General features: G+C 68.8%; 15 protein-coding genes, 3 pseudogenes and 1 riboswitch. Of the genes and pseudogenes, 15 read left to right on the top strand and 3 right to left on the bottom strand.

The features are described from left to right. The first annotated feature begins 347 nt into the window (after positions 1-347). Complete coding sequence (locus tag CCO03_RS11345; RefSeq protein ID WP_087284585.1) at positions 348-3,494, top strand: DUF349 domain-containing protein; 3,147 nt, start codon at positions 348-350, stop codon at positions 3,492-3,494. A 386-nt stretch (positions 3,495-3,880) separates the two neighbouring features. Then, positions 3,881-4,933: a Bug family tripartite tricarboxylate transporter substrate binding protein gene (locus tag CCO03_RS11340; RefSeq protein ID WP_157667651.1), complete on the top strand. Its 1,053-nt coding sequence runs from the start codon at positions 3,881-3,883 to the stop codon at positions 4,931-4,933. Between the two features lie 56 nt (positions 4,934-4,989). Here the strand turns inward: CCO03_RS11340 and CCO03_RS11335 are convergent. Beyond that, positions 4,990-5,578: pseudogene (locus tag CCO03_RS11335) on the bottom strand (GNAT family N-acetyltransferase). 233 nt (positions 5,579-5,811) lie between these two features. Between CCO03_RS11335 and CCO03_RS11330 the strand changes: the two are divergent. Continuing rightward, positions 5,812-6,330, top strand: a complete 519-nt coding sequence (locus tag CCO03_RS11330) for an NUDIX domain-containing protein (RefSeq protein WP_087281113.1) — start codon at positions 5,812-5,814, stop codon at positions 6,328-6,330. Positions 6,331-6,758: 428 nt separating this feature from the next. On the opposite strand, the gene CCO03_RS11325 is transcribed toward CCO03_RS11330, so the two are convergent. Together CCO03_RS11325 and glnS are read right to left on the bottom strand one after the other, a co-directional pair. Next, positions 6,759-7,877 (bottom strand): restriction endonuclease, encoded by a 1,119-nt coding sequence (locus CCO03_RS11325; RefSeq protein WP_087281111.1) that lies wholly within the window; start codon positions 7,875-7,877, stop codon positions 6,759-6,761. Positions 7,878-7,881: 4 nt separating this feature from the next. Then, positions 7,882-9,759, bottom strand: a complete 1,878-nt coding sequence (gene glnS / locus CCO03_RS11320) for a glutamine--tRNA ligase (protein ID WP_087281109.1) — start codon at positions 9,757-9,759, stop codon at positions 7,882-7,884. A gap of 220 nt (positions 9,760-9,979) precedes the next feature. Between glnS and CCO03_RS11315 the strand changes: the two genes are divergently transcribed. From CCO03_RS11315 to CCO03_RS11265, 12 genes and pseudogenes are all read left to right on the top strand, one after another. Then, positions 9,980-10,351 carry a hypothetical protein gene (locus CCO03_RS11315; protein WP_236903782.1) on the top strand — a complete coding sequence of 124 codons (372 nt, stop codon included), beginning with the start codon at positions 9,980-9,982 and terminating at the stop codon, positions 10,349-10,351. A gap of 470 nt (positions 10,352-10,821) precedes the next feature. Then, a complete protein-coding gene (locus CCO03_RS11310) occupies positions 10,822-11,646 on the top strand; it encodes an undecaprenyl-diphosphate phosphatase (protein WP_087284582.1) in 825 nt (274 codons plus the stop codon). A 158-nt stretch (positions 11,647-11,804) separates the two neighbouring features. After that, complete coding sequence (locus CCO03_RS11305) at positions 11,805-13,019, top strand: CaiB/BaiF CoA transferase family protein (RefSeq protein ID WP_087281107.1); 1,215 nt, start codon at positions 11,805-11,807, stop codon at positions 13,017-13,019. Between the two features lie 194 nt (positions 13,020-13,213). Further along, a riboswitch (cobalamin riboswitch) is annotated at positions 13,214-13,483 on the top strand. 79 nt (positions 13,484-13,562) lie between these two features. After that, complete coding sequence (locus tag CCO03_RS11300) at positions 13,563-15,476, top strand: TonB-dependent receptor domain-containing protein (protein WP_236903781.1); 1,914 nt, start codon at positions 13,563-13,565, stop codon at positions 15,474-15,476. Between the two features lie 3 nt (positions 15,477-15,479). Continuing rightward, the gene (locus tag CCO03_RS11295; RefSeq protein ID WP_205690291.1) at positions 15,480-16,169 is read left to right on the top strand and encodes a bifunctional adenosylcobinamide kinase/adenosylcobinamide-phosphate guanylyltransferase; all 690 of its coding nucleotides are present in this window, start codon (positions 15,480-15,482) and stop codon (positions 16,167-16,169) included. Positions 16,170-16,359: 190 nt separating this feature from the next. Further along, positions 16,360-17,289, top strand: a complete 930-nt coding sequence (locus CCO03_RS11290; protein ID WP_236904131.1) for an ABC transporter substrate-binding protein — start codon at positions 16,360-16,362, stop codon at positions 17,287-17,289. A gap of 73 nt (positions 17,290-17,362) precedes the next feature. Next, positions 17,363-18,354: pseudogene (locus CCO03_RS11285) on the top strand (FecCD family ABC transporter permease). A 161-nt stretch (positions 18,355-18,515) separates the two neighbouring features. Next, complete coding sequence (locus CCO03_RS11280; RefSeq protein WP_157667650.1) at positions 18,516-19,922, top strand: IgGFc-binding protein; 1,407 nt, start codon at positions 18,516-18,518, stop codon at positions 19,920-19,922. A 215-nt stretch (positions 19,923-20,137) separates the two neighbouring features. After that, a pseudogene (locus tag CCO03_RS20430) lies at positions 20,138-21,358 on the top strand (IgGFc-binding protein); the annotation flags it as partial. Between the two features lie 402 nt (positions 21,359-21,760). Continuing rightward, positions 21,761-23,059 carry an NCS2 family permease gene (locus CCO03_RS20425; protein ID WP_087284578.1) on the top strand — a complete coding sequence of 433 codons (1,299 nt, stop codon included), beginning with the start codon at positions 21,761-21,763 and terminating at the stop codon, positions 23,057-23,059. A gap of 145 nt (positions 23,060-23,204) precedes the next feature. Continuing rightward, entirely contained in the window at positions 23,205-23,396 is a 192-nt protein-coding gene (locus CCO03_RS11270; protein ID WP_087281103.1) for a hypothetical protein, read from the top strand. Next, on the top strand, positions 23,393-24,565 hold the full coding sequence (locus CCO03_RS11265; RefSeq protein ID WP_087281101.1) for a BMP family ABC transporter substrate-binding protein: 1,173 nt from the start codon (positions 23,393-23,395) through the stop codon (positions 24,563-24,565). The genes CCO03_RS11270 and CCO03_RS11265 overlap by 4 nt, the downstream gene beginning before the upstream one ends. Positions 24,566-24,578 lie beyond the last annotated feature (13 nt).

Below are 24,578 nucleotides of genomic sequence, written 5' to 3'. Positions count from 1 at the left end.
TCGGTTGATCGACGAACCATGTGGCGCCGTTGAACGGCATCCGGGCCTGCCGCGTCAGCGTCGTTCTCCGCGCTGGGCAGGACCACGGCTTCCCGGGATTTCGGCAGTCGGCACGGCACCGCGACGCCCCGTGTGGGCGTGGGCGTGCACCGGGCGATGCATCGTCGCCAGCGTCCGCCGGGTGATTTGCGCCCGTGCAGCGCTCGCGCGGGGATTTCCGAGCGAAAATGCGGGTTTCGCGCCCTGTACCGGCCCACCGCTCGCGTGTGCCGGACAGGCCTTATGGCCTTCATGGCCAGACCTTGGCGCCGGCCCCGCCAGCTGCCATGCCCAACGCATTCACGCCGATGTTCCCGTTTTCGCGCAAGCCCACCCCCGATACCCCTGCCGCCGCCGAGCCCGCAGCGCCGGCCAAAGCGCCCTCCAAACACCGGCTCGATGACCTGACGGGCGGCGCCTTTTCGGCGGCCACCTCGGGTGAACGCGCGGCCAAGATCCGCGACTGGCTCGCCACGGGGCCCAGCACCGATCAGCTGCAGGACGTGTTCAAGGAGCTCAGCGGCCGCGACAAGGGCGCTGCTCGCCCCATCCGCGACAAGCTCGACGAGCTCAAGCGTGCCAAGTCGCAAGAGCACATGGCCGAAGAGTGGGCCCAGCGCGCCCAGGCCCTGCTGGCCGCCGGCCGGCTGAACATCGCCGACGCCATGGCCTGGCAGCGCGACGCCGCGCGTGCGGGTGCGCCGCTGTCGCGCGAGCCGCTGTCCAGCCTGCGGGCGCAACTGGCCGACCGCGTCAAGGTGGTTGAGGACCTGCAGAACCAGGCCATGGTGCAGCGCGAAGCCGCCGTGCTGCTGGCGCAGCGCATCGAGCTGCTGTCGACCAAGTCCTGGACCGATGCCCATGCCGCGCGCGCCGCGCTCGAGCACGACGTCGCCCACTGGCAGGCCCAGGTCCAGGGCCTGACCACCCAGGCCGACTGGGGCAATGTGGATGCGCGCTACCCCAGCCAGCTCGACGCTTCCAAGGCGCAGCTGCAAGCCGTGTGGGAGGCCTTTGCCAGCGCCCTGACCGTGGCGGAAGCTGCCGCGGCGTCGGCCGAAGCGCCGCTGCCCGACGTGCCCACCTGGGCCGACGAGCTGCGCGTGGCGCGCGGCGAGGCGCCGCAAGCGGCCGCCGACAAACCCGCCAAGCCCGAAGCAGCCAAAGTCAACCCCGAAGTCCGCGCCAAAGCCCATGCCGCGATCGAGAAGGCCGTGGTGTCGCTCGACGCTGCCGTGAAGATCGGCCAGGGACGCGTCATTGCCTCGGCCGCGCACGCGCTGCGCCAGGCGCTCAAGGAAGCAGGCAAGCGTGCCGACGAGGCCGTGGTCGCCCGCGCGCACACCAGCCTGGCCGCCGCCCAGGAGCTGGAAGGGTGGCAGAAGTGGCGCGCCGACCAGCTGCGTGAAGAACTCGTGAGCAAGGCCGAAGCCCTGCTCAAACCCATTGACAAGCCTGCCAAGGCGGATGCCCCGGCAGATGCCGCCGAGCCTGCCGCACCAGCCGCTGCCGACGCTGCGCCGGTCGCACCGGAGGCTGCTTCGGCCGAGGCTACCGACGCCGCACCGTCTGCGCCGGACGTCGCGCTCGATGCCGCAGCCAGCCCGGCTGACGCTGCGCCCCAAGCCGAAGCGCCTGCTCAAGCCGATGCGCCAGCCGAAGGCGCGGCGGAGCCCGCCGACACGGTCGCCGCAGAGGCTGCGGCTGCTGTGCAAGCTGCTCCCGCAGCGGCGGAAGCTCCGGCCGCTGCAGAAGCCCCGGCTGCGGCCCATGCCGAGAAAGAAGCCAAGCCCGAGGCGCAGGACGCCGCCGAACGCGTGAAGGCCCAGTGGCAGCCGACCTTGACCGGGCGCAAGCTGCAAGAGGCGCTGCGCAACCTGCGCGAGCAGTGGAAGTCGACCGACCAGGGCGGCGTGCCCAACCACGCGCTGTGGAAGCGCTTCGACCGTGCCTGCAACCGCGCCCACGTCTTCGTGGAAGAGTGGCTGGGTCAGGTGCGTGCCGAAGCCGCCAAGCACCGCGGTGAACGCCTGACCTTGCTTGCCGAGGTTCAAGCCTGGGGTGAAGCCCAGGCGCAGGCCCTGGCCAGCGGGGCCAAGGCCGACTGGAAGGCGTTCAACCGGGCGCTGCACCAGTTCTCGGACCGCTGGCGCAATGCCGGTCACCTGAGCGAAAAGGCCTATGCCGAGCTGCAGCCGAAGTGGAAGCAGGCCTTGGCCGCGGCCTCGGCGCCGCTGGACACGGCGCAAAAAGACAGCCTGGCCCGCCGCCACGCCATGATCGACGAGGCCAAGCTGGTGGGCGCCGCGCCCGCCTTGCGCATCGACGCCATCAAGGACCTGCAGGCGCGCTGGCAGGCTGAGGCGCAAACCGTGCCCATCGACCGCAAGCACGAGCAAAAGCTCTGGGATGCCTTCCGCAAGCCGATCGACGAGGCCTTCCAGCGCAAGACCCACGAGCGTCAGCAGCAGCACGCGGCGCTGTCGGCGCGCGATCAGGCCGTGCTCGATGCCGCCAAGGAAGTCGAAGCTGCCACCGCTTCGGGCGATGCCCAGCGCATCCGTGCCGCCTTGCAGGCGCTGGACGATGCCCAGCGTGCCCAGGCCCAGCAGCCCGCAGAGCCGACCAAGGCGACTGCCGCACCGGCTGCCGCAGGTGACACGACGCCAGCCACCCCCGAGCCGGCCGCGGAGGGCGCCGCTGATGCAACGGGTGACGGGGTCGAAGCCGCCGAATCGGGCGCCGCAGAGGGCCAAGCCGCTGCCGAAGCCGCCAAACCGCCTGCCGCACCGCGCAAGGTCGTCGCCATGCGTGGCGACGACCGGCCCGGAGCCAAGCGGCCCGAGCCGGCTGCGCGCGACAGCCGCGATGGGCGGCGCGACGGCCGAGGTCGCGATGGCCGTGACGGCCGCCGCGATGGCCGAGATGGCCGCGGGTTTGACCGCCGCGATGGCGGCCGCCCTGAGCGTGGCGACCGCCCCGATCGCGGCCCGCGTCTGGGCGACGCGGCCTTCCGCGCCCAGCGCGATGCCGTCGAGCACGCCCAGGCGGCGCTGCGCAAGCTGGCCGCCCAGGCCCACGGCGAAACCGTGGGTCAGCTGCTGTCGGCCTGGCAAAGCCGGCAGGCCGATGCGCTGCCCGCTGCGGCGGAGCTGGGTCGCCAGGTAAATGGTCAGGTGCGCTCGCAATGGGCCCAGGCCCTGAGCCAGCCGGCGGCATCGCAACCGCGCGACGCCTTGCTGCGCCTGGAGATGGCGGCCGAGGTGCCGACGCCGGCCGACCACCTGGCCGAGCGCCGCGCGCTGCAGCTGCAACTGCTGACCCAGCGCAACGAACCGTCGCCGACCGAAACCTGGACGCAGGACGTGGCCCGTGTGCTGGCCAGCCCGCATGCCGAGGCCGAGGCGCGCCGCCTGCAACAGGCCCTCAAGGCCTTGCTGGGCGGCAAGCGCTGAGCCATGGCTCGGGCGGGTAGCAGGCCGGTCAAGCGCCGGTCTGCCAGCTGGCTGAAGCTTGATGGGGTATGGGTTGGTTCCCGTTGAAATGACAACGGGAACCAACCCATACTGCTTTTTGAGGTGTCGAAAGTTGGGGGCGAACCGTCCTGCTCGCGCTGGGCGTGCCGGTGCGCGGGCCCGAGTAGCGGCGCGAAAGCCATGACGAAGACAAGCGCCGCATCAGTCTGGGCATCTCGGCCTCGCTGGCCGTGCTCGTGGGTGGCCGCTGCCCGCAGCTCGACCAAGGGTGACAGACCCAGGGCTCGCTTTGGTGTCAGATGCAGGCCCCGACAGGGCAGCGTGCGAAGCCTTGTCGCCACGCCACAACGCCTTTGGAGACCACCATGACCCCGCGCAAGCCCCGCCTGAACCCGCATGCCCCGTCCCGCCACACCCTGACCGCCAACCCCGGCATGACGCGCCGCCACCTGCTCGGCGCCGCTGCGGCAGGCACGGCGGCCGGCCTGGGTCTGGCGCCGCAGCTGGCGCTGGCGGCGGACTTTCCCAGCAAGCCCATCAAGCTGGTGGTGCCGTTTGCACCGGGGGGTGCCACGGATGTGCTGGGGCGCCTGATGGCCAAGGCGCTGGAGACCCCGCTCAAGCAGACCGTCATCGTCGACAACAAGCCGGGTGCATCGGGTGCCATTGGCGCCACGGCCGTGGTGCGCAGCCCGGCCGATGGCTACACGGTGCTCATGGGGGGCATCGGCACCAACATCGTGCTCGAGCACACCATGCCCACGCTGAGCTACAAGCCCGAGCGCGATTTCGCCGCCGTGGCCTACCTGTTCGACGTGGATTACTCGCTGACCGTGCCGGTCGACAGCCCCTACAAATCGCTCAAGGACCTGCTGGCCGATGCCAAGGCCAGGCCGGGCGAGGTGCGCTTCATGTCCACGGGGCCGCTGGGCCCGGTGCACGTGGCGATGGAGTACCTGTGCAAGCTCGCCGGTGTGAAGATGATCCACGCACCGTACTCGGGCGAGGCGCCGGCCATCCCGGACTTGCTGTCCAAGCGAATCGAAGTGGCCGTGATGACGGTGCCCACGACCCGGCCCCAGGTCGAAGCCGGCAAGATGCGCGTCATCGCCAGCATGAGCGCCGAACGTGCGCCGGCCTATCCCGACGTGCCCACGGTGGCCGAGCAGGGCTTCCCGGGCTTTGCCATGCCGATCTGGAACGGCTTGTTCGTGCCCAAGGGCACGCCGCAGGCGGTGGTCGACGCGTTGTCGAATGCCTCGCTTCAGCAGCTCAAGGGCGCCGAGCTGCGCCAATCGCTGGAGAAGCAGGGGGTGCGCATCACCGCCCAGGGCGCGGCCGATTACGAGCGCTTCCTGGCCAAGGAGCGCGTGCGCTGGAAGAAGATGATCCAGGATTCCGAGGTGCTCAAGTCCTGATGGTCTTGGGTGTGGAGTATGGCGCTGCTTGCGATATTCAATGAACGGAAGTGCGCTCATACGCCATGCTGATGGCGTTGGATGCGATACAGGCAATGCTCGGCCAGCGCGTGGCCGGGCGGCAGGGCGGGGTGCTGAAACGTGGCCGCGTCGCGCTGCATGCCCAGGCGTTGCATCACGGCTTGTGACGGCAGGTTGGACAAGGTGGTGAACGCGACCACCTCGTCCAGCTGCAGGGTGCCGAAGGCGAAATCCAGTGCTGCCCGCGCGCCCTCGGTGGCTAGCCCCTGGTGCCAAAAGGGCCGGGCCAGGCGCCAGCCGATTTCCACACAGGGGGAGCAGGACAGGTCGGCTGAGGGGATGTTCAGGCCGATCATGCCCGCCAGCTGACGCGCGGTGTTCGGTGACCCAGAAGCCCCAGCCGCGCTCGTCAATGCCCGCCTGGCAGCGCTGCGCCAGCGCCTGGCTTTGGTCCGCGGTCAGCGTGGCCGGAAAGTGACGCATCACCTCGGGGTCGGCGTTCAGCTGGGCGAAGGCGGGCCAGTCGCTGGGCCGCCACGGGCGCAGCACCAGACGAGCCGTGTGCAGCTCCACCGGTTCGGTGCAGGGCGGGGCGGGTGAAGGCGGGTGTGGTGTCGAGGTCATCGCGGCAGCTTAACCCGTTGCGCCGGACGGCCAGCCTGAGCAACCCGGCGGCGCGCGACGCCCACGCGGCTCAGTCTCTTCGGTGCCGTGACACCCGAGGGTGACCGTCGCAGCAGCCAGTCCGTCGGCCGCCGCCATGGCCGGGCGAACGCCCGCAAGGCGGCGACAAGCGACGGCCCGGCGCTGTGTCAAGCTACGGTTTTGCACGCGACCTCAACAGGATTTTTTCAAGCATGAGCTTCATCTACTGCCCCCAATGCGCCACCGAGTTGATGGCCGTCACCGACATGGAGGATGGCGGTCCCAAGGAGCGCATGCGCTGCCCGGTGTGCAACTGGACGCATTGGAACAACCCCACGCCCGTGCTGGCGGCCATCATCGAAAAAGACGGTCAGGTGCTGCTGGCCAAGAACGCGATGTGGAAGGGCGACATGTATGCCTTGATCACCGGCTTCATGGAGGCGGGCGAATCGCCCGAAGACGGGGTGCGGCGCGAGATTGAAGAAGAGACCGCGTTGCAGACCGAGTCGCTCGAGCTCATCGGCGTGTACGAGTTTCTGCGCATGAACCAGGTCATCATCGCCTACCACGCGGTCTGCACGGGCGAGGTCAAGCTCTCGCCGGAACTGGTCGATTACAAGCTGCTCGACCTGAAGGACGTCAAATGCTGGTCGGCCGGCACGGGCCAGGCCCTGGCCAAGTGGCTGCGTTCGCGCGGCCACGAGCCCGAGTTCATGGAGTTTCGCCGCTGACGCGGCCATGAGCCTGAGTGGTCTGCGCCACGGCTTGGGGCCACGGGCGCAGGCGCGTGTCGGCACCGGTCACCGAGCTGTCGTGTCCAGCGCCAGGGTGCTGCCGTCGGCCAGGGGCACGACGCGGTGTTTGCCCACGCATGGGTCGAGACGGTCGCTACCAGGCGAGGTGACCGACGGTGATCCTGCACCTTGGGCATGGGTGCATCGGGGCCGATGATCTTCCGAGTCGCCGCCTGGGCTAACGTCCATGCGGGCGAGGCGAATTTCTTCGACAGTCGTGAAGCCATGGTGACCACCGCCCTGCCAGCCACCACCATCGCCGCGGTGCCCGCTGAGCAACCTGCGTCCCACGCCGGGTGCCGTTTTGTGGTTTTCATGGCTGGCGGCTATGTTCATGGCCCCAAGCCGAGACGGGCGCGCCGGGTTCAGAGTGCCGCAGGTTGAGTGGCTGCCGCGCCAACGTTCACCTGAACAGGGCGTGCATCGGCTGTGGCCACAGCAGCACTGGATCCCTGTCCCGCGGCGGCTGGACGCTTGAGCCGCGACAGCTGCGCCATGTCCATGGGCAGCGCCACCGTGCAGTCCGGTGCGTTGCGGCAGCCCCAGTAGGGGCGGTGGTCCTGCGGGCGCAGGCGCGGCACCAGCTTGATGCCGCAGTGCATGCAGCTGGGGCGCCAGTAGGCGCCGGCATAGGCGGTCAGGTGCAGGGTGTGCTGCTGCGCAGGCGTGCGTGTGGCGATGAGCTTGAGCAGCTGCTCGCCATCCAGCGTGTGGATGCCATGCTCGCGCGCCAGCGCGCGGGCCTCGGGCGACACCTGGCCGCCGGTGGCCAGGGTGGCGTGCACGAGTTGCTGGGCCTTGACCACGCGCACGAAGGCGCGCATGTCGGCGCGCGAAATGCCCGCACGCGTGGCGATGCAGCGCAGCAGCAAGGGGCCTTTGCCCGAGCTGAGCACCACGTCGGCGCCGGTCAGGCCCACGGCCTTGAACGACGAGGGCTGAAACCCGACCTGGATGAACAGGCCCGTGACCACGGTGAGCAGGCGCCGCCATTCGATGTGCTGCCACACCTCGGGGGACCACTGCGGGGCGGCGCTGCGATCGCTGACCTGTGGCGCCACGGTGGCTGCATGGTTTGTGGGGTATGCCCCGTCTGCCGTTAATTTTTGATCGGCGGTGAGCACATACTGCACCCGCTCTTTGGCCACGGCCGAGGTGGGGGGCGGCGCGTCCTCGGCCACGTCGGGCGGCAGGTCGGTGCCGGGTTTGCGCTGCAGCACCGTGGTCAGCCAGCCGTTGCCCGGGCCCTGGTGCTCGGTTTCGGGAAAGTCGTCGTCGAGCGGGCCGGCGCTGTGGCGCTCGGACCACCACGCCAGGCCAGCGGCCACCAGCCCCAGCACCAGCAGGCTCAGGCCAAACAGGCTGAACTCGGCCGCCAACCACAAGGTCAGCATGCCGGACAGGGCAAGCAGCAGCCCCGCAGCGGCCAGGACCAGGCCCAGCGACGCGTGCGTGCCCAGGTCGGCGCGGGGGCGGCTGCTCATGGCCTCATTTGCTGTCCTTCAAGCCGCTGGTGCGGTTGAAGACGAGGTGGTCGCGGTCTTGCGAAAAGGCACGGCTGTCGCGCACGAAGTAGCCCAGGCGCTCGAACTGCAGCGGCACATCGGGCTGCGCCTGCGTCAGGCTGGGCTCGCCCCAGCCCTGCACGGTGTGCAGGCTGTTCGGGTTGAGCTCCTCGGTCAGCTCGGCGCTGCCCGGGTGCTCGGCGTTGAACAGGCGCTCGTAGTTGCGCACCTCGATGGCGACGGCGTCGGCCTGGCCGACCCAGCCGATCACGCCCTTGACCTTGACGCTGTCCGCGCCCGGCGTGCCGCTCTTGGTGTCGGGGATGAGCTCGGCCAGCACGCGCGTGACCTGACCGTTGGCGTCCTGCTCAAAGCCGGTGCACTGCACGACATAGCCGTACTTCAGGCGCACCTTGTTGCCGTCCTTGGGCTGGCCGTCGCCGCCCGTGTAGGGGGGGTACAGGCGGCGGAAGCCCTTGCTGGGCACGGCCATGAAGTCCTCGCGCTCGATCCACAGGTCGGCACCCAGGCTGAAGTGGCGCTGGCCCGCGGCTTCGTCGTGCGGGTTGACCGGCGCGTGGCAGGGCTCCAGGTGGCCGGCGCCCATCAGCGCCTCCCAGTTGACGATGTGCAGCGCCACGGGATCGAGCACGGCCAGCGCGCGTGCGGCCACCGGGTCCAGCGTGTCGCGCAGCGCTGCTTCGAGGGCGGCGTACTCCGTCCAGGCGCCACCCGTCTTGGTCACGCCGCTGCGCTCGCAGAACAGCTTGATGGCCTCGGGCGTGTAGCCACGGCGGCGCAGGCCCGCCAGCGTGGGCATGCGGGGGTCGTCCCAGCCGTCGACGTGGCCTTCTTCCACCAGCTGGCGCAGCTTGCGCTTGCTGGTGAGGATGTGGGTCACGTTCAGGCGGGCGAACTCGTACTGGTGCGGCGAGGGCGCATCCAGCAGGCCGCCTTCACACAGCCGCGCCAGCAGCCAGTCGTAGAACGGGCGCTGGTCTTCGAACTCGAGCGTGCAGATCGAGTGGGTGATCTGCTCCAGCGCATCCTCGATGGGGTGCGCATAGGTGTACATGGGGTAGATGCACCAGCGGTCGCCCGTGTTGTGGTGCGTGGCATGGCGGATGCGGTAGAGCGCCGGGTCACGCAGGTTGATGTTGGGGCTGGCCATGTCGATCTTGGCGCGCAACACGGCAGCGCCATCGGGCAGTTGGCCATCGCGCATCTCGCGAAAGCGCGCCAGGTTTTCGGCCGGCGTGCGGCTGCGGAAAGGGCTGTTTTTGCCCGGTGTGCCGAAGTCGCCGCGGTTGGCGCTCATCTGCTCGGGTGTCTGCTCGTCCACATAGGCCAGGCCGGCCTCGATCAGGTACTCGGCCGCGCGGTACATGAAGTCGAAATAGTTGCTGGCGAAGTACTCGTGGGCCTGCTCACGCGGGGCCATGCAGGCAGCGCTCTCGGGCGCCAGGCCGTCGGCGAATTCGGTGTCGTAGCGCAGCCAGCGCAGGGCTTCGCGGATGGCGTCCACGTACTCCTGCTCTTCCTTCTCGGGGTTGGTGTCGTCAAACCGCAGGTGGCAGACGCCGCCGTGGTCGTGCGCGAGCGAGAAGTTCAGCCAGATGCTCTTGGCATGGCCCAGGTGCAGGTAGCCATTGGGCTCGGGTGGAAAGCGCATGCGCACCTTGGCCGGGTCGACGATGCCGGCCCGGTGGTGGGCCGCATCGCCCGGGCTGCCGCCCCAGCTGCGCTGGCCGTAGGTGTTGGCGGCCTCGTCGGCCTCGATGACCTGGCGCAGGAAATGGCTGGGCTTGGCGGGGGTATCGGCCTCAGGGGAGGCAGGGGCACTCGGATGCGGCGTGTTCATGTCGCAAATTGTAGTTGGCTCGGGTTTTCACCCAGGCCTTCATGGCCCGGGTGAATCCCGATGGCTTACATCTGGCAACGCCGGAAACGCTTATGGTGACAACGCCCGAGCCCGCGTCCGCGTTAGGGTCTCAGGCGGGTGCCGCGCCACAGGCGGGCCACCGCGCCATTCATTTTTTTGGAGCGTGCCGTGCACGCTCGGCAGGACAAGGAGCCAAGTGATGAATGACTTGACGCAATCGATCCCCCGATCCAGCCGCGTGAAGCGCTGGGCGGTCATGGCCGGTGTGGCCGTGGCTGCCGCCCTGGGCGTGGCCGGCCAGGCGCAGGCGCGCGACGTGTACTGGAACGTGGGCGTGGGCGCACCCGGCGTCAGCGTGGGGTTTGGCAACGCGCCGGTGTACGTGGCGCCGGCTCCGGTGTACGTGGCCCCGCCGCCGCCCGTGTACTACGCGCCGCCGCGCCCCGTCTATTACGCACCGCCGCCCCCGCGCTACTACTACGGCGGTCGGTATTACCGCGATGACCGCCACTGGCGCGGCCATGGCCACGGTCATGGCCACCACCGGGGCCGGGGTCACGGCCACCGCTGACACGAGGCCTGCGCGGGTCTGTCTCTGAAGCCGCCCTTGGGGCGGCTTTTTGTTGCCCGCCAAGGTGAGGCAACCGCGCGGAAAGGAACGACTCCGTGCCATTCGGGTCGCGGCTTACCTCGCAGGCACGGACGCAACGGGCGACGCAGGTGGACCGGCGCGGACACCTCGTCCGTATGCACAGGCCGGCGCGAAACGCCGCCATCGTGATGCAGTGGCCGCCGTTCAACATTCGCTCGAAAGCCGGCTGGGCAGAGCACAAGGGTGGTGCCTCGGGGGGCGCCCGGGCTTGCTGTGCCCAAACCGCGCGCACCATGCGCGGTGGTCCGCCCGCACGCCGGGCGTGCGCCACGAGTGCGGCCGCGGCCATGCCCAACCGGACGCCAAAGCCAGGCGGACGTGGCCGGGGGCTTTCGCCTTCTGGCTAAGATTTGCGCCTTTTGCTGCTGGCACTGACCAGGAAGGACGACGTGGACGTTTTGTTGTTGATCAAGGCCGCGATCATGGGGATCGTGGAGGGCCTGACCGAGTTTCTGCCCATTTCCTCCACCGGCCACCTGATCCTGGCCGGGGCCTTGCTGGATTTCCATGGCGAGCGCGAGAAGGTGTTCGAGATCGCGATCCAGACCGGCGCCATCCTGGCCGTCATCCTCGTCTACTGGCAGCGCATCCGCCACACCGTGGTGACCTTGCCCCGCAGCCGTGACTCGCAGCGTTTCGCGGTCAACGTGCTGCTGGCCTTCCTGCCCGCCGTGGTGCTGGGCCTGCTGTTCGGCAAGGCCATCAAGGAGAACCTGTTCACGCCGCTGGTGGTGGCCACGACCTTCATCATCGGCGGCTTTGTCATCCTGTGGGCCGAGCGTCGGCCCCAGTCGCAGACCCGGGTCGCCAGCGTGGACGACATGCGCTGGCTGGACGCGGTGAAGGTCGGCCTGGTGCAGTGCATGGCCATGGTGCCCGGCACCAGCCGCTCGGGCGCCACCATCATCGGCGGCATGCTGCTGGGGCTGTCGCGCAAGGCGGCCACGGATTTCTCGTTCTTCCTCGCGATTCCCACCCTGATCGGCGCCGGCGTCTACAGCCTCTACAAGGCGCGCGACGTGCTGTCCTGGGCAGACCTGCCCATGTTTCTGGTGGGCCTGGTGTTCGCGTTCTTGAGCGCCTGGCTGTGCGTGCGCTGGCTGCTGCGCTTCATCTCCAGCAACTCCTTCGTGCCGTTTGCCTGGTACCGCATCGGCTTTGGCCTGCTCATCCTGTTGACCCATTACATGGGTTGGATCGTCTGGAGTGAGTGAGTAGTATGGGGCAATTTCCGTTCTTTGAACAACGGAAAGTGCAGCATACTGCCATGTAATGTTCTCCATGATGGCAGCAGGCTTTGTCGCCCAGATCACACAGTCCGGGTCGGTTTGGGGTCACATTGCCGGCTTTGACCCAAGGAAACGAACCGACCATGTCCACTGTGCAAGCGTCCCCCTCCGCTTTGCCTTTCGCAGGCCTTCGCGTGCTCGATTGCGCCAGTTTCATCGCGGCGCCCGTGGCCACCACCGTGCTGGGCGATTTCGGTGCCGATGTCATCAAGATCGAGCCGCACACGGGTGATTCGTTCCGTGAGCTGTACCGCGCGCCGGGCATGCCCGAGTCCGACCGCAACTACCCCTGGGAGCTGATGTCGCGCAACAAGCGCAGCCTCGCCCTCAACCTCAAGACGCCCGAGGCGCTGGCCGCCTTGCACCGCCTGGTCGAGCAGGCCGATGTCTTCGTCACCAACCAGCCATTGCCGGTGCGCCGCAAGCTCGGCATCACCTACGAAGACCTCAAGCACCTCAACCCCAAGCTCATCTACGCCTCGTTCACCGCCTACGGCGAGACCGGCCCCGAGGCCGACAAGACCGGCTTCGACTCCACCGTCTACTGGGCCCGCACCGGCCTGATGGACCTGATGCGCGCCAGCGAGGAAAGCCAGCCCATCCGGTCGCTGCCCGGCATGGGCGACATGCCCAGCGGCATGACGCTGTATGCGGCCATCGTCACGGCCCTGTACCGCCGCGCGATGACGGGCGAGGGCAGCCACGTCGACACCTCGCTGCTGGCCTGCGGCGTGTGGTCCAACGCCTGGATGGCGCAGGCTGCGTTGTTCCAGGTGCCGGTCGAGTACCGCCCGCCGCGCACGCACACCGTGAATGCTTTTGGCAACAGCTACCGCACCAAGGACGGCCGCTGGATCAACCTGGCCGTGCTCAACGAGGCCCAGTCCGCCCCGCTGCTCAAGGCCATGGAGCGCACCGACCTGGCCCAGGACCCGCGCTTTGCGACGCCGGAGCTGCGCCGCCAGAATCACCTGGCGCTGATCCCCATCCTGGACGAGGTGTTCATCCAGCACGACCTGAAGGAATGGCGCCGGCGCCTCGATGCCGCAGGCATCACCTATGGCGTGATCGGCGTGGTCGAGGACATGCACGACGACGAGCAGATGCGCATCGCCGGGGCCATCGTCCCGCTGGGTGACGAGGAAACCATCGGCTCGCCGTTCCACCTGGAAGGCGTGGCCAAACGGCCTGCCGGGCCCGCGCCCACGCTGGGGCAGCACACCGACGACGTGCTGGCCGACTACGGCTTCAACGCCGACGAAATCGCCAAGCTGCGCGCCGCCGGCGCCCTGGGCTGACGGCAACCGGCCTGACGGGCCCGTCCACCACGGTCGCCGCGCAGGCGGATGGCCGGCGCAAGCCCGCAAGGCCAGGGCTTCCCGGCGGACCCATGCGCCGCGCCACGCGTACCTCGACATGGTCCAGCCTGGCGTGATGGGCGATGGCTCAGTCCCCTGACGCCTGTGCTGCAGGGCGCGACCAGGGGCGCCCGTACAATCGCGCCCACGTTGGTGCTCGCAGGCGTGGTTCACACGCCGCAGTTCAATGGGAAGCAGGAGGGACCCCCCACCCGGGCACGGTTGCCGAACCTGCGCTGCCCCCGCAACGGTAAGACGCGCTGTGGATCGGCTGAATGCGGATCACGGCCCGCACCTCATGACGACGGTTTCAGCCACTGGGATGCCTTGAACAAGCACCTGGGAAGGCGACGTGCGGGCATGAACGCGTCAGCCCGGATATCAGCCAACGCGGTCGAGGTGCGTTCTGCCAGACAGGGCAGGCGTGCGTCGTGTTGCGGTGCGCGCTGGCGGGGATGCTGGCGCCTTGCAGGCTGTTTCCCCATGATGTCCCATTCTCCCTTCTCGTCGCAGGCTTGCCTGCCCCTGGCCGTTGCGGCCCTGTGTGCGTCGTTCGCGCCTGGCGCTCAGGCCCAGTCTCAGGCCCAGGCGGCCGATGTGTCCAATCCCGGCACCGTGTCCGCGCAGCGGTCGGACGCCGGCACGCTGGCGGCCGCTGCCGCCAGCCTGCCCGATGTGGTCATCTCGGCCACGCGCACGCCGCAGCCGGCCGCGCAGGTGCTGGCCGATGTCACCGTGCTCGACGACCAGGCCGTGCAGCGCAGCGGCGCGGTCAACATCGCCGATTTGCTGGCGCGCCAACCCGGCATGGAGCTGGTGCGCAACGGCGGCCCCGGCACCACCAGCAGCATCTACATCCGCGGTGCCGAAACGCGCTTCACCGCCGTCTACGTCAACGGCGTGCGCGTGGATTCGCAATCGACCGGTGGCGCGCCCTGGGAGGCGATTTCGCTGGCCCAGATCGAGCGCATCGAAATCCTGCGCGGGCCCGCGGCGGCCGTGTACGGTTCGGACGCCGTGGCCGGCGTCATCCTCATCTACACCCGCCAGGGTGACGGCGCGCCCAAGGCCAACGTGGCCGTGGGCCTGGGCAGCCAGGGCACGCGCCGGGCCGAGGCCGGCATCAGCGGCCAGGCCGGGGCGGTGGACTACGCGCTGGGCGCGTCGCGCGCCACCAGCTCGGGCTTCAATGCCCGGCCCGACGCCGCCTACAACCCCGACAAGGACGGCTACCGCAACACCGCGGCCAACGCCCGCCTGGGCTGGCAGGTCAATGGTGCGCACCGGCTCGAAGCCGCCTTCAGCCACAGCAAGATGGACGCCCAGTACGACGGCTTTGGCACCCAGGGCATCGACGAGCACGGCGTCAACCAGCTGACCACGGCCAGCCTGGCCTGGGCGGCGCGGTGGAGCGAGGTCTACGACTCGCGCCTGTCGGTCAGCCAGTCGACCACGCGCTACCGCACGTCGCCCGACCCCTACGCCACCAAGACCACGCTGCGCGACGCGCTGTTTCAGAACACGCTGCGCCTGGGCGCGCACCGGCTGAGCCTGACGCTGGAACACCGCGGCGATGCGCTGGTCAACGACCCCATCGACACCAGCCGGCACCAGAACGCGCTGGCCCTGGGCTGGGGCTGGCAGGGCGGCGCCCACACGCTGCAGCTGAACCTGCGCCACGACCGCGACAGCGAATTCGGGGGCGCCACCACGGGTCAATTTGCATGGGGGTATCAGTTTGCACCGAATTGGCGTGTGACGGCAGCGGCTGGTACTGCTTTCAGGGTGCCGACGCTGTACCACCGCTTCAGCCAGTATGGCGCGCCTGACCTGCAACCCGAAAAGAGCCGCAACGTCGAGCTGGGCCTGCGCTGGGCCGATGGCGGCAGCAGCGTCGAAGCCACCCTGTACCAGAACCGCGTGCGCAACCTGATCGCGTTCGGCGCGGCCGGACCCTGCGCCGATGCCTTCGGTTGCTACGAAAACGGCGGCCGCGCGGTCTACGAGGGCCTGACGCTGGCGGCCCGCCACCGGCTGGGCAGCGTCAACCTGAGCGGCTCCATCGACCTGCAGGACCCGCACAGCCGCGACACCGGCAAGCTGCTGGCACGCCGCGCCAAGCAGTTGCTCAAGCTGGGGGCCGACACGCAGCTGGGCGGCTGGACGCTGGGGGGCGAGTTCCAGGCCACCTCGCACCGCTACGACAACGCCGCCAACACCAGCCGGCTGGGCGGCTTCGGGGTGCTGAACCTGTACGCCAGCACCAGGTTGGCCCCCGACTGGCAGTTGCTGCTGCGGGTGGACAACCTGGCCGACCGCCAGTACCAGCTGGCCCGCGGCTATGCCCAGGCCGGGCGCACCGCCTACGCCGAGCTGCGCTGGACGCCGGGCTTCTGAGCCATGGGGGCCGCAGACCCGAACCCCCAGGCCTTGCGCGTGGTGGCGCGCGAGCTGGTGCTGGGCGGCCAGCGCAGCGGCAAGTCGCGCCGGGCCGAGCACTTGGCCGCGCGCTGGCTGCAGGACGCAGCGCATGGCGCCAGCTTCATCGCCACCGCCCAGGCGCACGACGCCGAGATGCACGACCGCATTGCGCGGCACCGCGCCGACCGCGCGCAGGCGCTGCCGCGCATGGCCTGCATCGAGGCGCCGCTCGACCTGGCCGGCGCCATCCGCCGCAGCCCGGCCTGGCATGACCCGCAGCACCTGCTCGTGGTCGACTGCCTGACGCTGTGGCTGAGCAATGTCCTGTTCGCCCCGCCCGGTGGGCCAGGTGGTGAAGCCAGCGCCCAGGCTGCCGATGCCGCTGCCGGGGGAGAAGCCGTGGCCGCATCGGTGCAGGATCAGGCGACGGGCTTGCAGGTGCAGGCCCTGGTTGACCGCAGTGCCGAGCTGCTGCAGGCCCTGGCCGCTTGCGCCGGCCCGGTCGTGCTGGTCAGCAACGAAATCGGCCTGGGCGTGGTGCCCATGGGTGCCGAGGTGCGCGCCTACGTGGATGCGCTGGGGCGCCTGAACCAGCAGGTGGCGGCCCGGTGCGAGCGCGTGTGCCTGATGGTGGCGGGCCTGCCGCTGATGGCCAAGGGCGAGGCTTGAGGCTGTTGTGGCGGCTTCGGTGCAAAGAGGTGAAGGCAGTATGGTGAACTCGGCGATGACAAACAAACGGCAAGGGCGCGATACTCCGCATGCCATCGACCCGGGTTGCGCATGGGCCGCGCGTCCCCGTCGGTCGTTCGCGACGCTTGCACGCGTGGCGCTTGGCGCTGCCGGGTGCGCCGGGCTGCTGGTGGCCCTCTTGACGGCGTCGATGCCGGCCGCGGCGGCGCCCGCCGGGCCGCAGGCCACGTTGACCACACCGCGCGCGATTCAGATCCGCGATGACCACGGCCGCCTGGTGCAGCTCAAGCGGCCGCCGCAGCGCATCGTGAGCCTGTTGCCGTCGTTGACCGAGTCGGTCTGCGCGCTCGGGGCCTGCGACCGGCTGGTGGGCGTGGACCGCTATTCCAACTGGCCCGCGGGCGTGACGCGGCTGCCGCAGGTGGGTGGCGGGGTCGATCCCAATGTGGAGTCCATCGTGGCGCAGCGGCCCGACATCGTGCTGGCCAGCGCCGCCTCGCGCGGGGTCGAGCGCCTGCAGGCGCTGGGCATTCCGGTGCTGACCATCGAACCCAAGGGGGGCATGGCCGATGCGCGGCGCGTGCTGGGCACGCTGGCGCAGCTGCTGGGCCTGCCAGCGGCGCGCGCCGATGCGGTGTGGGCTCAGGCCGAGCGCCAGCTGCGCGAGGCCGTTGCGCGCATGCCGGCGGCTTCCAAAGGCATGACGGTGTTCTTCGAAGCCAGTGCGGGCCCGTACGGCGCGGGGCCGCAGTCGTTCATCGGCGAGGTGCTGTCGGCGCTGGGCCTGGTGAACGCGCTGCCGGCCGAGCTCGGGCCGTTCCCGCGCCTGAACCCCGAGTACGTGGTGCGCGCCAGGCCGCAGTTCATCATGAGCAGCGAGCGGGCCGACCTGCCCGACGCCGCCGTGCCCGAACGCGTGAGCTTTCGCTACCCGGGCTGGAACGAGATGCCGGCCGTGCGCGAGGGGCGGGTGTGCCTGTTCACGCGGGCCCAGGCCGATGTGCTGGTGCGGCCGGGGCCGCGCCTGGGCGAGGCGGCCGCCATCGTGGCCGATTGCGTGAACCGCCGCGTGGCGCGCACGACGGGACATGCGCCATGAGGGATCATGGAGTATGCATACATTGCCGTTTGGAAAGAAACGGCGATGGGCTGATACTGCCTGGGGTCATGGCATGAATCAGCGACGCGCGGCCTGGGTCGGCCTGCTGGCCGTGGTGCTGAGCCTGATCGTGCTGGCCGGCGGCCTGGCCGTGGGCAGCACGGGCTGGCAAGGCCCGGCCGCGCTGTGGCGCGACCCGGTCGCGGCCCAGATCGTGTGGGACATCCGCCTGCCGCGCACCCTGGGGGCGTGGCTGGCCGGCGCCTTGCTGGGCCTGGCGGGCGCGGTGGCGCAAGGCCTGTTCCGCAACCCCCTGGCCGACCCCTACCTGCTGGGCAGCGCGGCGGGCGCCAACCTGGGGGTGGCCGTGGCCATGGCCGCCTTCGGCGGCACGCCGTACGCCACGGCCCTCATCGTGCGCTGGGGCTCACGGGCGCGGCCTTTGTGGGCGCGACCCTGGCCGTGCTCATCACGCTGACCCTGGCCAAAGGGGTGCAGCAAGGCCTGCGGCTGCTGCTGGCCGGGGTCATCGTGGGCGTGGTGTTGACGGCGCTGGCCTCGCTGGTGCTCATCGCGCGGCCGGACATCCTGCCGGCCATGCAGTCGTTCCTGCTGGGCAGCACGGCGTTCGTGGGCTGGAGCGCCTGCGGGGTGCTGCTGGGTGCCCTGGTGCCGTGCGCGGTGTGCGGCTGGGGGCTGTCACGCGCCCTGGATGCCTTGGCGCTGGGCGAGGACACGGCCCGCACGCTGGGCCTGCGCCTGGCCTGGATGCGCATGGGGCTGGTGGCCGTGCTGGCCCTGGCCACCGGGGCGGCCGTGGCGCAATCGGGCTTGATCAGCTTCGTGGGCCTGGCGGCGCCGCACCTGGTGCGCAGCCTGGTGCGGGTGCGGCACGCCGGCTTGCTGTGGCTGTCGGCCTTGCTGGGCGGACTGCTGCTCGCCGGGGCCGACCTGCTGGCGCGTGGCCTGGTCGCGCCGCAGGAATTGCCCGTCGGGGTGTTGACCGCCATGCTGGGCGGCGGCTACCTGCTGTGGCTGATGCACCGGGGCAGGGCCTTACGGTGACGATTGGCGGCGTTGCAACACGTCAAATCACGTTTGTTACCTGCGTACAACGATTCGGCAGCCTGAACCATAGAATGCCAGCCTGTGTGACGGCCACGTTCGTGCAGGTGCTGCATTGTTGTGAAGCGCCGTTCACCTTCACGGACCTGCCGAGATCGCCCATGCCCAGCTTGTTGAAACGCTTCACCCTTGTCCTCAACCGCCCTGCGTGGGTTCTGTCGGCCGCCATGGCGTGTGCTGCCCCTGCCTGGGCCGACTTCATCGCGGTCGGCCATCCCAACTACACATCGGCCGCTGTTGGGCATTTGTTCATTTTTGGAGCCAGCGGCGCAACCGGCACGGTGACCAGCAAGGACGGGGTGTTCAACCAGACCTTCACCGTCGATGCCTCAGGCGTGGCCGAGGTGACCGTGCCCTCCAGCCAGTTCCTGGACCCCAGCAACACCGTGCTGGGCAAGGCTCTGCTGGTGCAGTCAGCCAGCCCCATCAGCGGCTATTTCCTCAATCGCGAGATATACACCACTGACATGAGCTACCTGCTCGATCTGCCGGCTTTGGGCACGGAGTACCGGGTGATGGGCTGGGAAAACAGCGTGGCCGGATCGCTGCAAATGTCGCTCACCGCCACGCAAGACGGCACCACGGCCACGATCACGCCCGCCAACGACCTGTCATCGGGCCAGTTGGCGGGTGTGCCGTTCACCGTGTCGCTGAATGCGGGCGAGTCCGTGATCTACAACGCGCCCACTGGCAACGACCTGACGGGCTCGCGCATCACGGCCAACAAACCCCTGGCGGTGTTTTCGGGGTCTGGCTGCGCCAACGTGCCAGTTGGCGTGTTTGCTTGCGACCACCTGTTCACGCAATTACCGCCCGTCAACCGCTGGTCTCGCAACTACGTGGTGCCCGAAACGGCCAACACCGGCGCGGCGGGCAACCTGGTGCGCATCCTGGCGGCCACCAACGGTACGCAGGTCACGGTCAACGGCACGGTGGTGGCCACCCTGAATGCGGGTGAATTCCACCAGATCGACACGGCGCACGATTTGCACATCACCGCCAACAATCCGGTGTTGGTTGGGCAATTTTTGAAAGGCGTTGGTGCCACGGGTTTCGGTGATCCTGCTTTCACCTTCATCGGCGGCATGGACCAGACCTTGAGCAGCTACGCCTTCACGGCCCCCACCAGCTTGTCGCCCTACGACGAGAACTTCCTGAACCTGGCGGTGCCCACCACGGCGCTGGCCAGCCTGCAACTCAATGGCGTGGCGGTTGACACCTCTGCCTTCACGCCCGTGGGCACGAGCGGCTACAGCGCAGGTCGCGTGGCCATTGCCACCGGCCCAGGCCGCATCCAGGCCAGCGCGCCTTTCCTGGCCACCATCGCTGGGTTCACCTCAGCCGACAGTTACCTCACCATCATCGGCACCTCGTATTCAAGCGGAGCATCCAACCCGGACCCCGTGGCGCCCATGCCCGTGCCCGTGGGTGGCGTGTTGCCCGGCCTAGCGATGGCGTTGGGCGTGCTGGGTGTCGCAGGCTGGCGTCGCCGCCAAGCGCAGGCGTGATAGCGCGCGGCAGATGAACGGAAGCGGCAGGCCCGCTTTTTGTGGGAGGCCTGGCGACTCGGCTACTGCTGTGGCGGATGCTCAGGGGCCAGGCCTTGCGCTGAGTGTGTGGCGGTGGCGCAACGTTGCAAACCGTTGCGGAAGTTGCAGGCAACTGGTCGTGTGAGGGGAGGGCCATAGAATGCCAGGCGGTGCGCAAACTTGATTTCATTGGAATGCGGCACTTTTTCACGGTTGAAACACAGAAAGTGTCTGTCATGCGCCTTGCTCTGCCGAAACGTGTTGTAGATCAGGGGGCTCGCCGCCCCGCGACCTGGGTGTTGTCAGCCGCCTTGGCCTGCAGTGCGCCGGCCTGGGCTGATTTCGTGGCGGTCGGGCATCCGAATGCCGATGCCTCCGCCGTCGGGCACCTCTTCATTTTTGGCGCTACCGGGGCGACGGGTACGGTGACCAGCAAGGATGGTGTGTTCAACCAGGCGTTCACCATCGACGCCACCGGTGTGGCTGACGTGACCGTTCCCCCCAGCCAGTTCCTGGACCCGGGCAACACCGTGCTGGGCAAGGCGTTGCGGGTGCAGTCCGCCAGCCCCATCAGCGGTTACTTCCTCAACCGCCAGCAAGCCTCCACGGACATGAGCTACCTGCTGGACCTGCCAGCCTTGGGCACGGACTATCGGCTGCTGGGTTGGCAACAGGCCTTGTTGGGATTCCTTCAGGTGTCGCTGACCGCCACGCAAGATGGCACGACCGCGACCATCACGCCAGCGGCCGATCTGTCGTCGGGACAGCTGGCCGGGGTGCCTTTCACGGTTGCGCTGAACGCGGGCGAGTCCGTGCTGTACAACGCACCCAGCGGCAACGACTTGTCAGGTTCGCGCATCACCGCTGACAAACCCCTGGCCGTGTTTTCCGGGGCCAACTGTGCCCAGGTGCCCGTGGGGACGGAGTACTGCGATCACCTGTTCACGCAACTGCCCCCAGTCAACCGCTGGGCCACGACCTACGTGGTGCCCGAGACGGCCAACACGGGCGCGGCGGGCAACTTGGTGCGCATCCTGGCGGCCACCGATGGCACACAGGTCACGGTCAATGGCTCGGTGGTGGCCACGCTGAATGCGGGCGAGTTCCACCAGATCGACATGGCGCACGATTTGCACATCACCGCCAACCACCCCGTGCTGGTGGGGCAGTTTTTGAAGGGGTCTGGTGCTGCCGGGCACGGCGACCCTGCCTTCACCTTCATCGGCGGCATCAACCAGACTTTGAGCAGCTACGCGTTCACGGCACCCACCAGCCTGTCGCCGTTTGCCGAAAACTTCCTGAACCTGGCCGTGCCCACCACCGCGCTGGCCAGCCTGCAGCTGAATGGCGTGGCGGTCGATACCTCGTCGTTCGCGCCAGTGGGCACCAGTGGCTACAGCGCGGGGCGCGTGGCCGTTGTGCCGGGGCCTGGACGCATTCAAGCCAGCGTGCCGTTTTTGGCCACGATTGCCGGGTTTGACGTGAATGACAGCTACCTGACCATCATCGGTACCTCGTATTCGGGTGGGGCGTCCAACCCGGATCCCGTGGCGCCCGTGCCCGTGCCCGTGGGGGCGTGGTGCCCGGCCTGGCGATGGCGTTGGGCGTGCTGGGTGTCGCAGGCTGGCGTCGCCGGCAAGCGCAGCGCGTGCAGGCATGACAGCACGTCAGCAGACGAACAAAAGCGGGCTGGGGCCCGCTTTTCGTTGGGGGCCTGGCGACAAGGTGCGCCGGTTGGCATGGCGGGCTTGGTGCATCATGCGCGCCTGCGCAGGCACGGGCCTGTGCGCCCAGCATGCAAAGAAGGCAGATGTTTCATGAACTGGCTTGAATCCACGTTTGCGCTCAAGGCGCATGGCACCACCCCGCGGCGCGAAGTGATCGCTGGCCTGACGACGTTCGTGACCATGGCTTACATCATGTTCGTGAACCCGCAGATCCTGGGCGACGCCGGCATGCCCAAGGATGCGGTGTTCGTGGCCACCTGCCTGATCGCCGCGTTGGGCTCCATCGCCATGGCCTTGCTGGCCAATTACCCGATTGCGATCGCCCCCGGCATGGGGCTGAACGCCTATTTCGCCTACGTGGTGGTGGGCCACATGGGGTACAGCTGGCAGGCGGCGCTGGGGGCGGTGTTCGTCTCGGGCTGTCTGTTCTTGCTGGTCACGCTGTTTCGGCTGCGCGAACAGATCATCGCAGGCATTCCGGCGTCGATCCGAGCGGCCATCACGGCGGGCATCGGCCTGTTCCTGGCCCTGATCGCGTTGAAGACGGCTGGCATCGTGGTGGCGGACAAGGCCACGCTGGTGACGTTGGGCGACCTGCATCAGCCGCCGGCCGTGCTGGCCATCGTGGGCTTCATCGCCATCGTGGTGATGGATCGCCTGCGCGTGCCCGGCGCCATCCTGATCGGCATCCTGGGGGTGACGGGGCTGTCGTTTGCCTTCGCGGGCAACACCTTTCAGGGCGTGTTCGCGCCGCCGCCATCGATCGATGCGACGCTGTTCCAGCTCGACATCGGCGCGGCGCTGTCCATGGGTTTTGTCAATGTGGTGCTGGTGTTTTTCCTGGTCGAGATGTTCGACGCCACGGGCACGCTGATGGGCGTGGCCAAGCGCGCCGGGCTGCTGGTGCCCGAACGCATGCCGCGCATGAACCGCGCCTTGCTGGCCGACAGCTCGGCCATTTTTGCGGGCTCGTTGCTGGGCACGTCCAGCGCCACGGCGTATGTCGAAAGCGCCGCGGGTGTGCAGGCGGGTGGCCGCACCGGTCTGACGGCCGTGGTGGTGGCGCTGGCCTTTCTGGCCTGCCTGTTTCTGGCGCCGCTGGCCGGCGCGGTGCCGGGGTACGCAACAGCCCCAGCGCTGCTGTTCGTCGCTTGCCTGATGCTGCGCGATCTGGTCGACATCGACTGGGAGGACAGCACCGAATCGGTGCCGGCGGCCATCACGGCCCTGGCCATGCCGTTCACCTATTCGATCGCGAATGGCCTGGCGCTGGGTTTCATCAGCTATGCCTTGCTCAAGCTCCTCACGGGCCGGGCGCGCGAGGTGCATTGGATGGTGTGGATCATCAGCGTGCTGTTCCTCGTCAAGTACCTGTGGGTGCCGGGCTGATGCATCCTGTGATGCCCTGTGCAGTTTGGTCACAGTCGCAGGCGATCGCCCTGCAACTTGCTGCCGGCCGCAGGCTCCAAGTTCGCGGGCATGGGACCTGAGGGGTCCATGCAAGTGGCATGATTTCAAGGAAAGGATCTTCAGCATGCAAGCAGACACGACCTCCCCCAAGCGCCTCATCGTCCTGGCAGCCGCCCTGGCTGCGGCCATCGGCCTGACGGCCTGCGGCAAAAAGGACGAAGTCCCCGCACCGGCGCCCGCTGCCTCGAAGGGGTCCGGGGGCGTCAGCTTTGGCCCGGCGCCAGCCGCCAAGAAGCCGGCAGCCAGCGGTTCATGAGGTCGCGCAGGCACTGGCTTGTCTGGGGCGTGTCGTGCACGCTGCTGGCCGGCATGTCCGCCTGCGGCCAACGCGATCAACCGGTCCCGACCGAGCAGCCCGGCACGGCCCCACAAGGGGTGATGCAGGGCTCGGCGCAAGCCGCATCCGCTGCGGCGGCAGCCGAGCCGCTGCGCATGACCTTCGTTTACCGCGGGCCGGTGGGGGACGGTGGCTGGACGCATGCCCATGAGCAGGCGCGTCAGGCGCTGGAGCAGGAGTTTGGCGACCGCATTCACACCCGCTACATCGAGAGCGTGTCGCAAGAGGGCGATGCCCGACGTGTGATGCGCGAGCTGGCCAAGCAGGGCACGCAACTGGTGTTCGGCACGGCCCGGCGCTATGGCGAGGTGATGCTGACGGTCGCCAGCGAATACCCGCAGGTGAAGTTCGAGCTGGCCGGCGATGACAAGACGGCTGCCAACCTGGCCAGCTACGACGTGCGCCGCGAAGAAGGGGCCTACCTCGCGGGCCTGGTGGCGGGCCACGTGACGAAGTCGGGCACCCTGGGCGTGGTCGCTGCCACGCCCACGCCCGACGTGTTGCGCAGCATCAACGGCTTTGCGCTGGGTGCCCAGCGCGCCAACCCTGCGGTCATCACGCGGGTGATTTGGGTGGGGGACTGGTTCAATCCCCCGCAGGAGGGCGAAGCCACCGCCAGCCTCATCAACGGCGGCGCGGACGTGGTGCTGAGCACCAACGATTCAACCGCTGTGCTGAAGACGGCCGAAAAAATGGGCAAGCGCGGCTTTGGCTGGAACACCGACATGGCCGGCGACGCCCCGACCGCGCACCTGGCGTCGGTGGTGGTGGATTGGTTGCCGTATTACCGGGTGACCGTGAACCACGTGCTGAAAGGCGAGTGGCGCCCCGCAGCCAGTTGGTGGGGCGTGAAGGAGGGCGCCGTGGGGCTGGCGTCGCTGGCGCCCGATGTGCCGCAGGCTGCACGCCAGCAGGTGGACGACATCACCGCGGGCTTGAAAGCGGGGACCTTCCGGATCTGGCGCGGGCCGCTGCGTGACAACGGCGACCAAACCCTGTTGTCCGCGGGTCAGGACGCCGACGACGCCATGCTGCGCAGCATGGCGTTTCTGGTGAAGGGCGTCGAGGGGAAGTTGCCCGGGCGGTGAGGCCCAGATTCGT

It is taken from the genome of Comamonas serinivorans, from assembly GCF_002158865.1.
GTDB lineage: Bacteria > Pseudomonadota > Gammaproteobacteria > Burkholderiales > Burkholderiaceae_C > Comamonas_E > Comamonas_E serinivorans.
The sequence above is the reverse complement of the archived record's forward strand: the minus strand, read 5'-3'. Positions and strand labels throughout refer to the sequence as shown.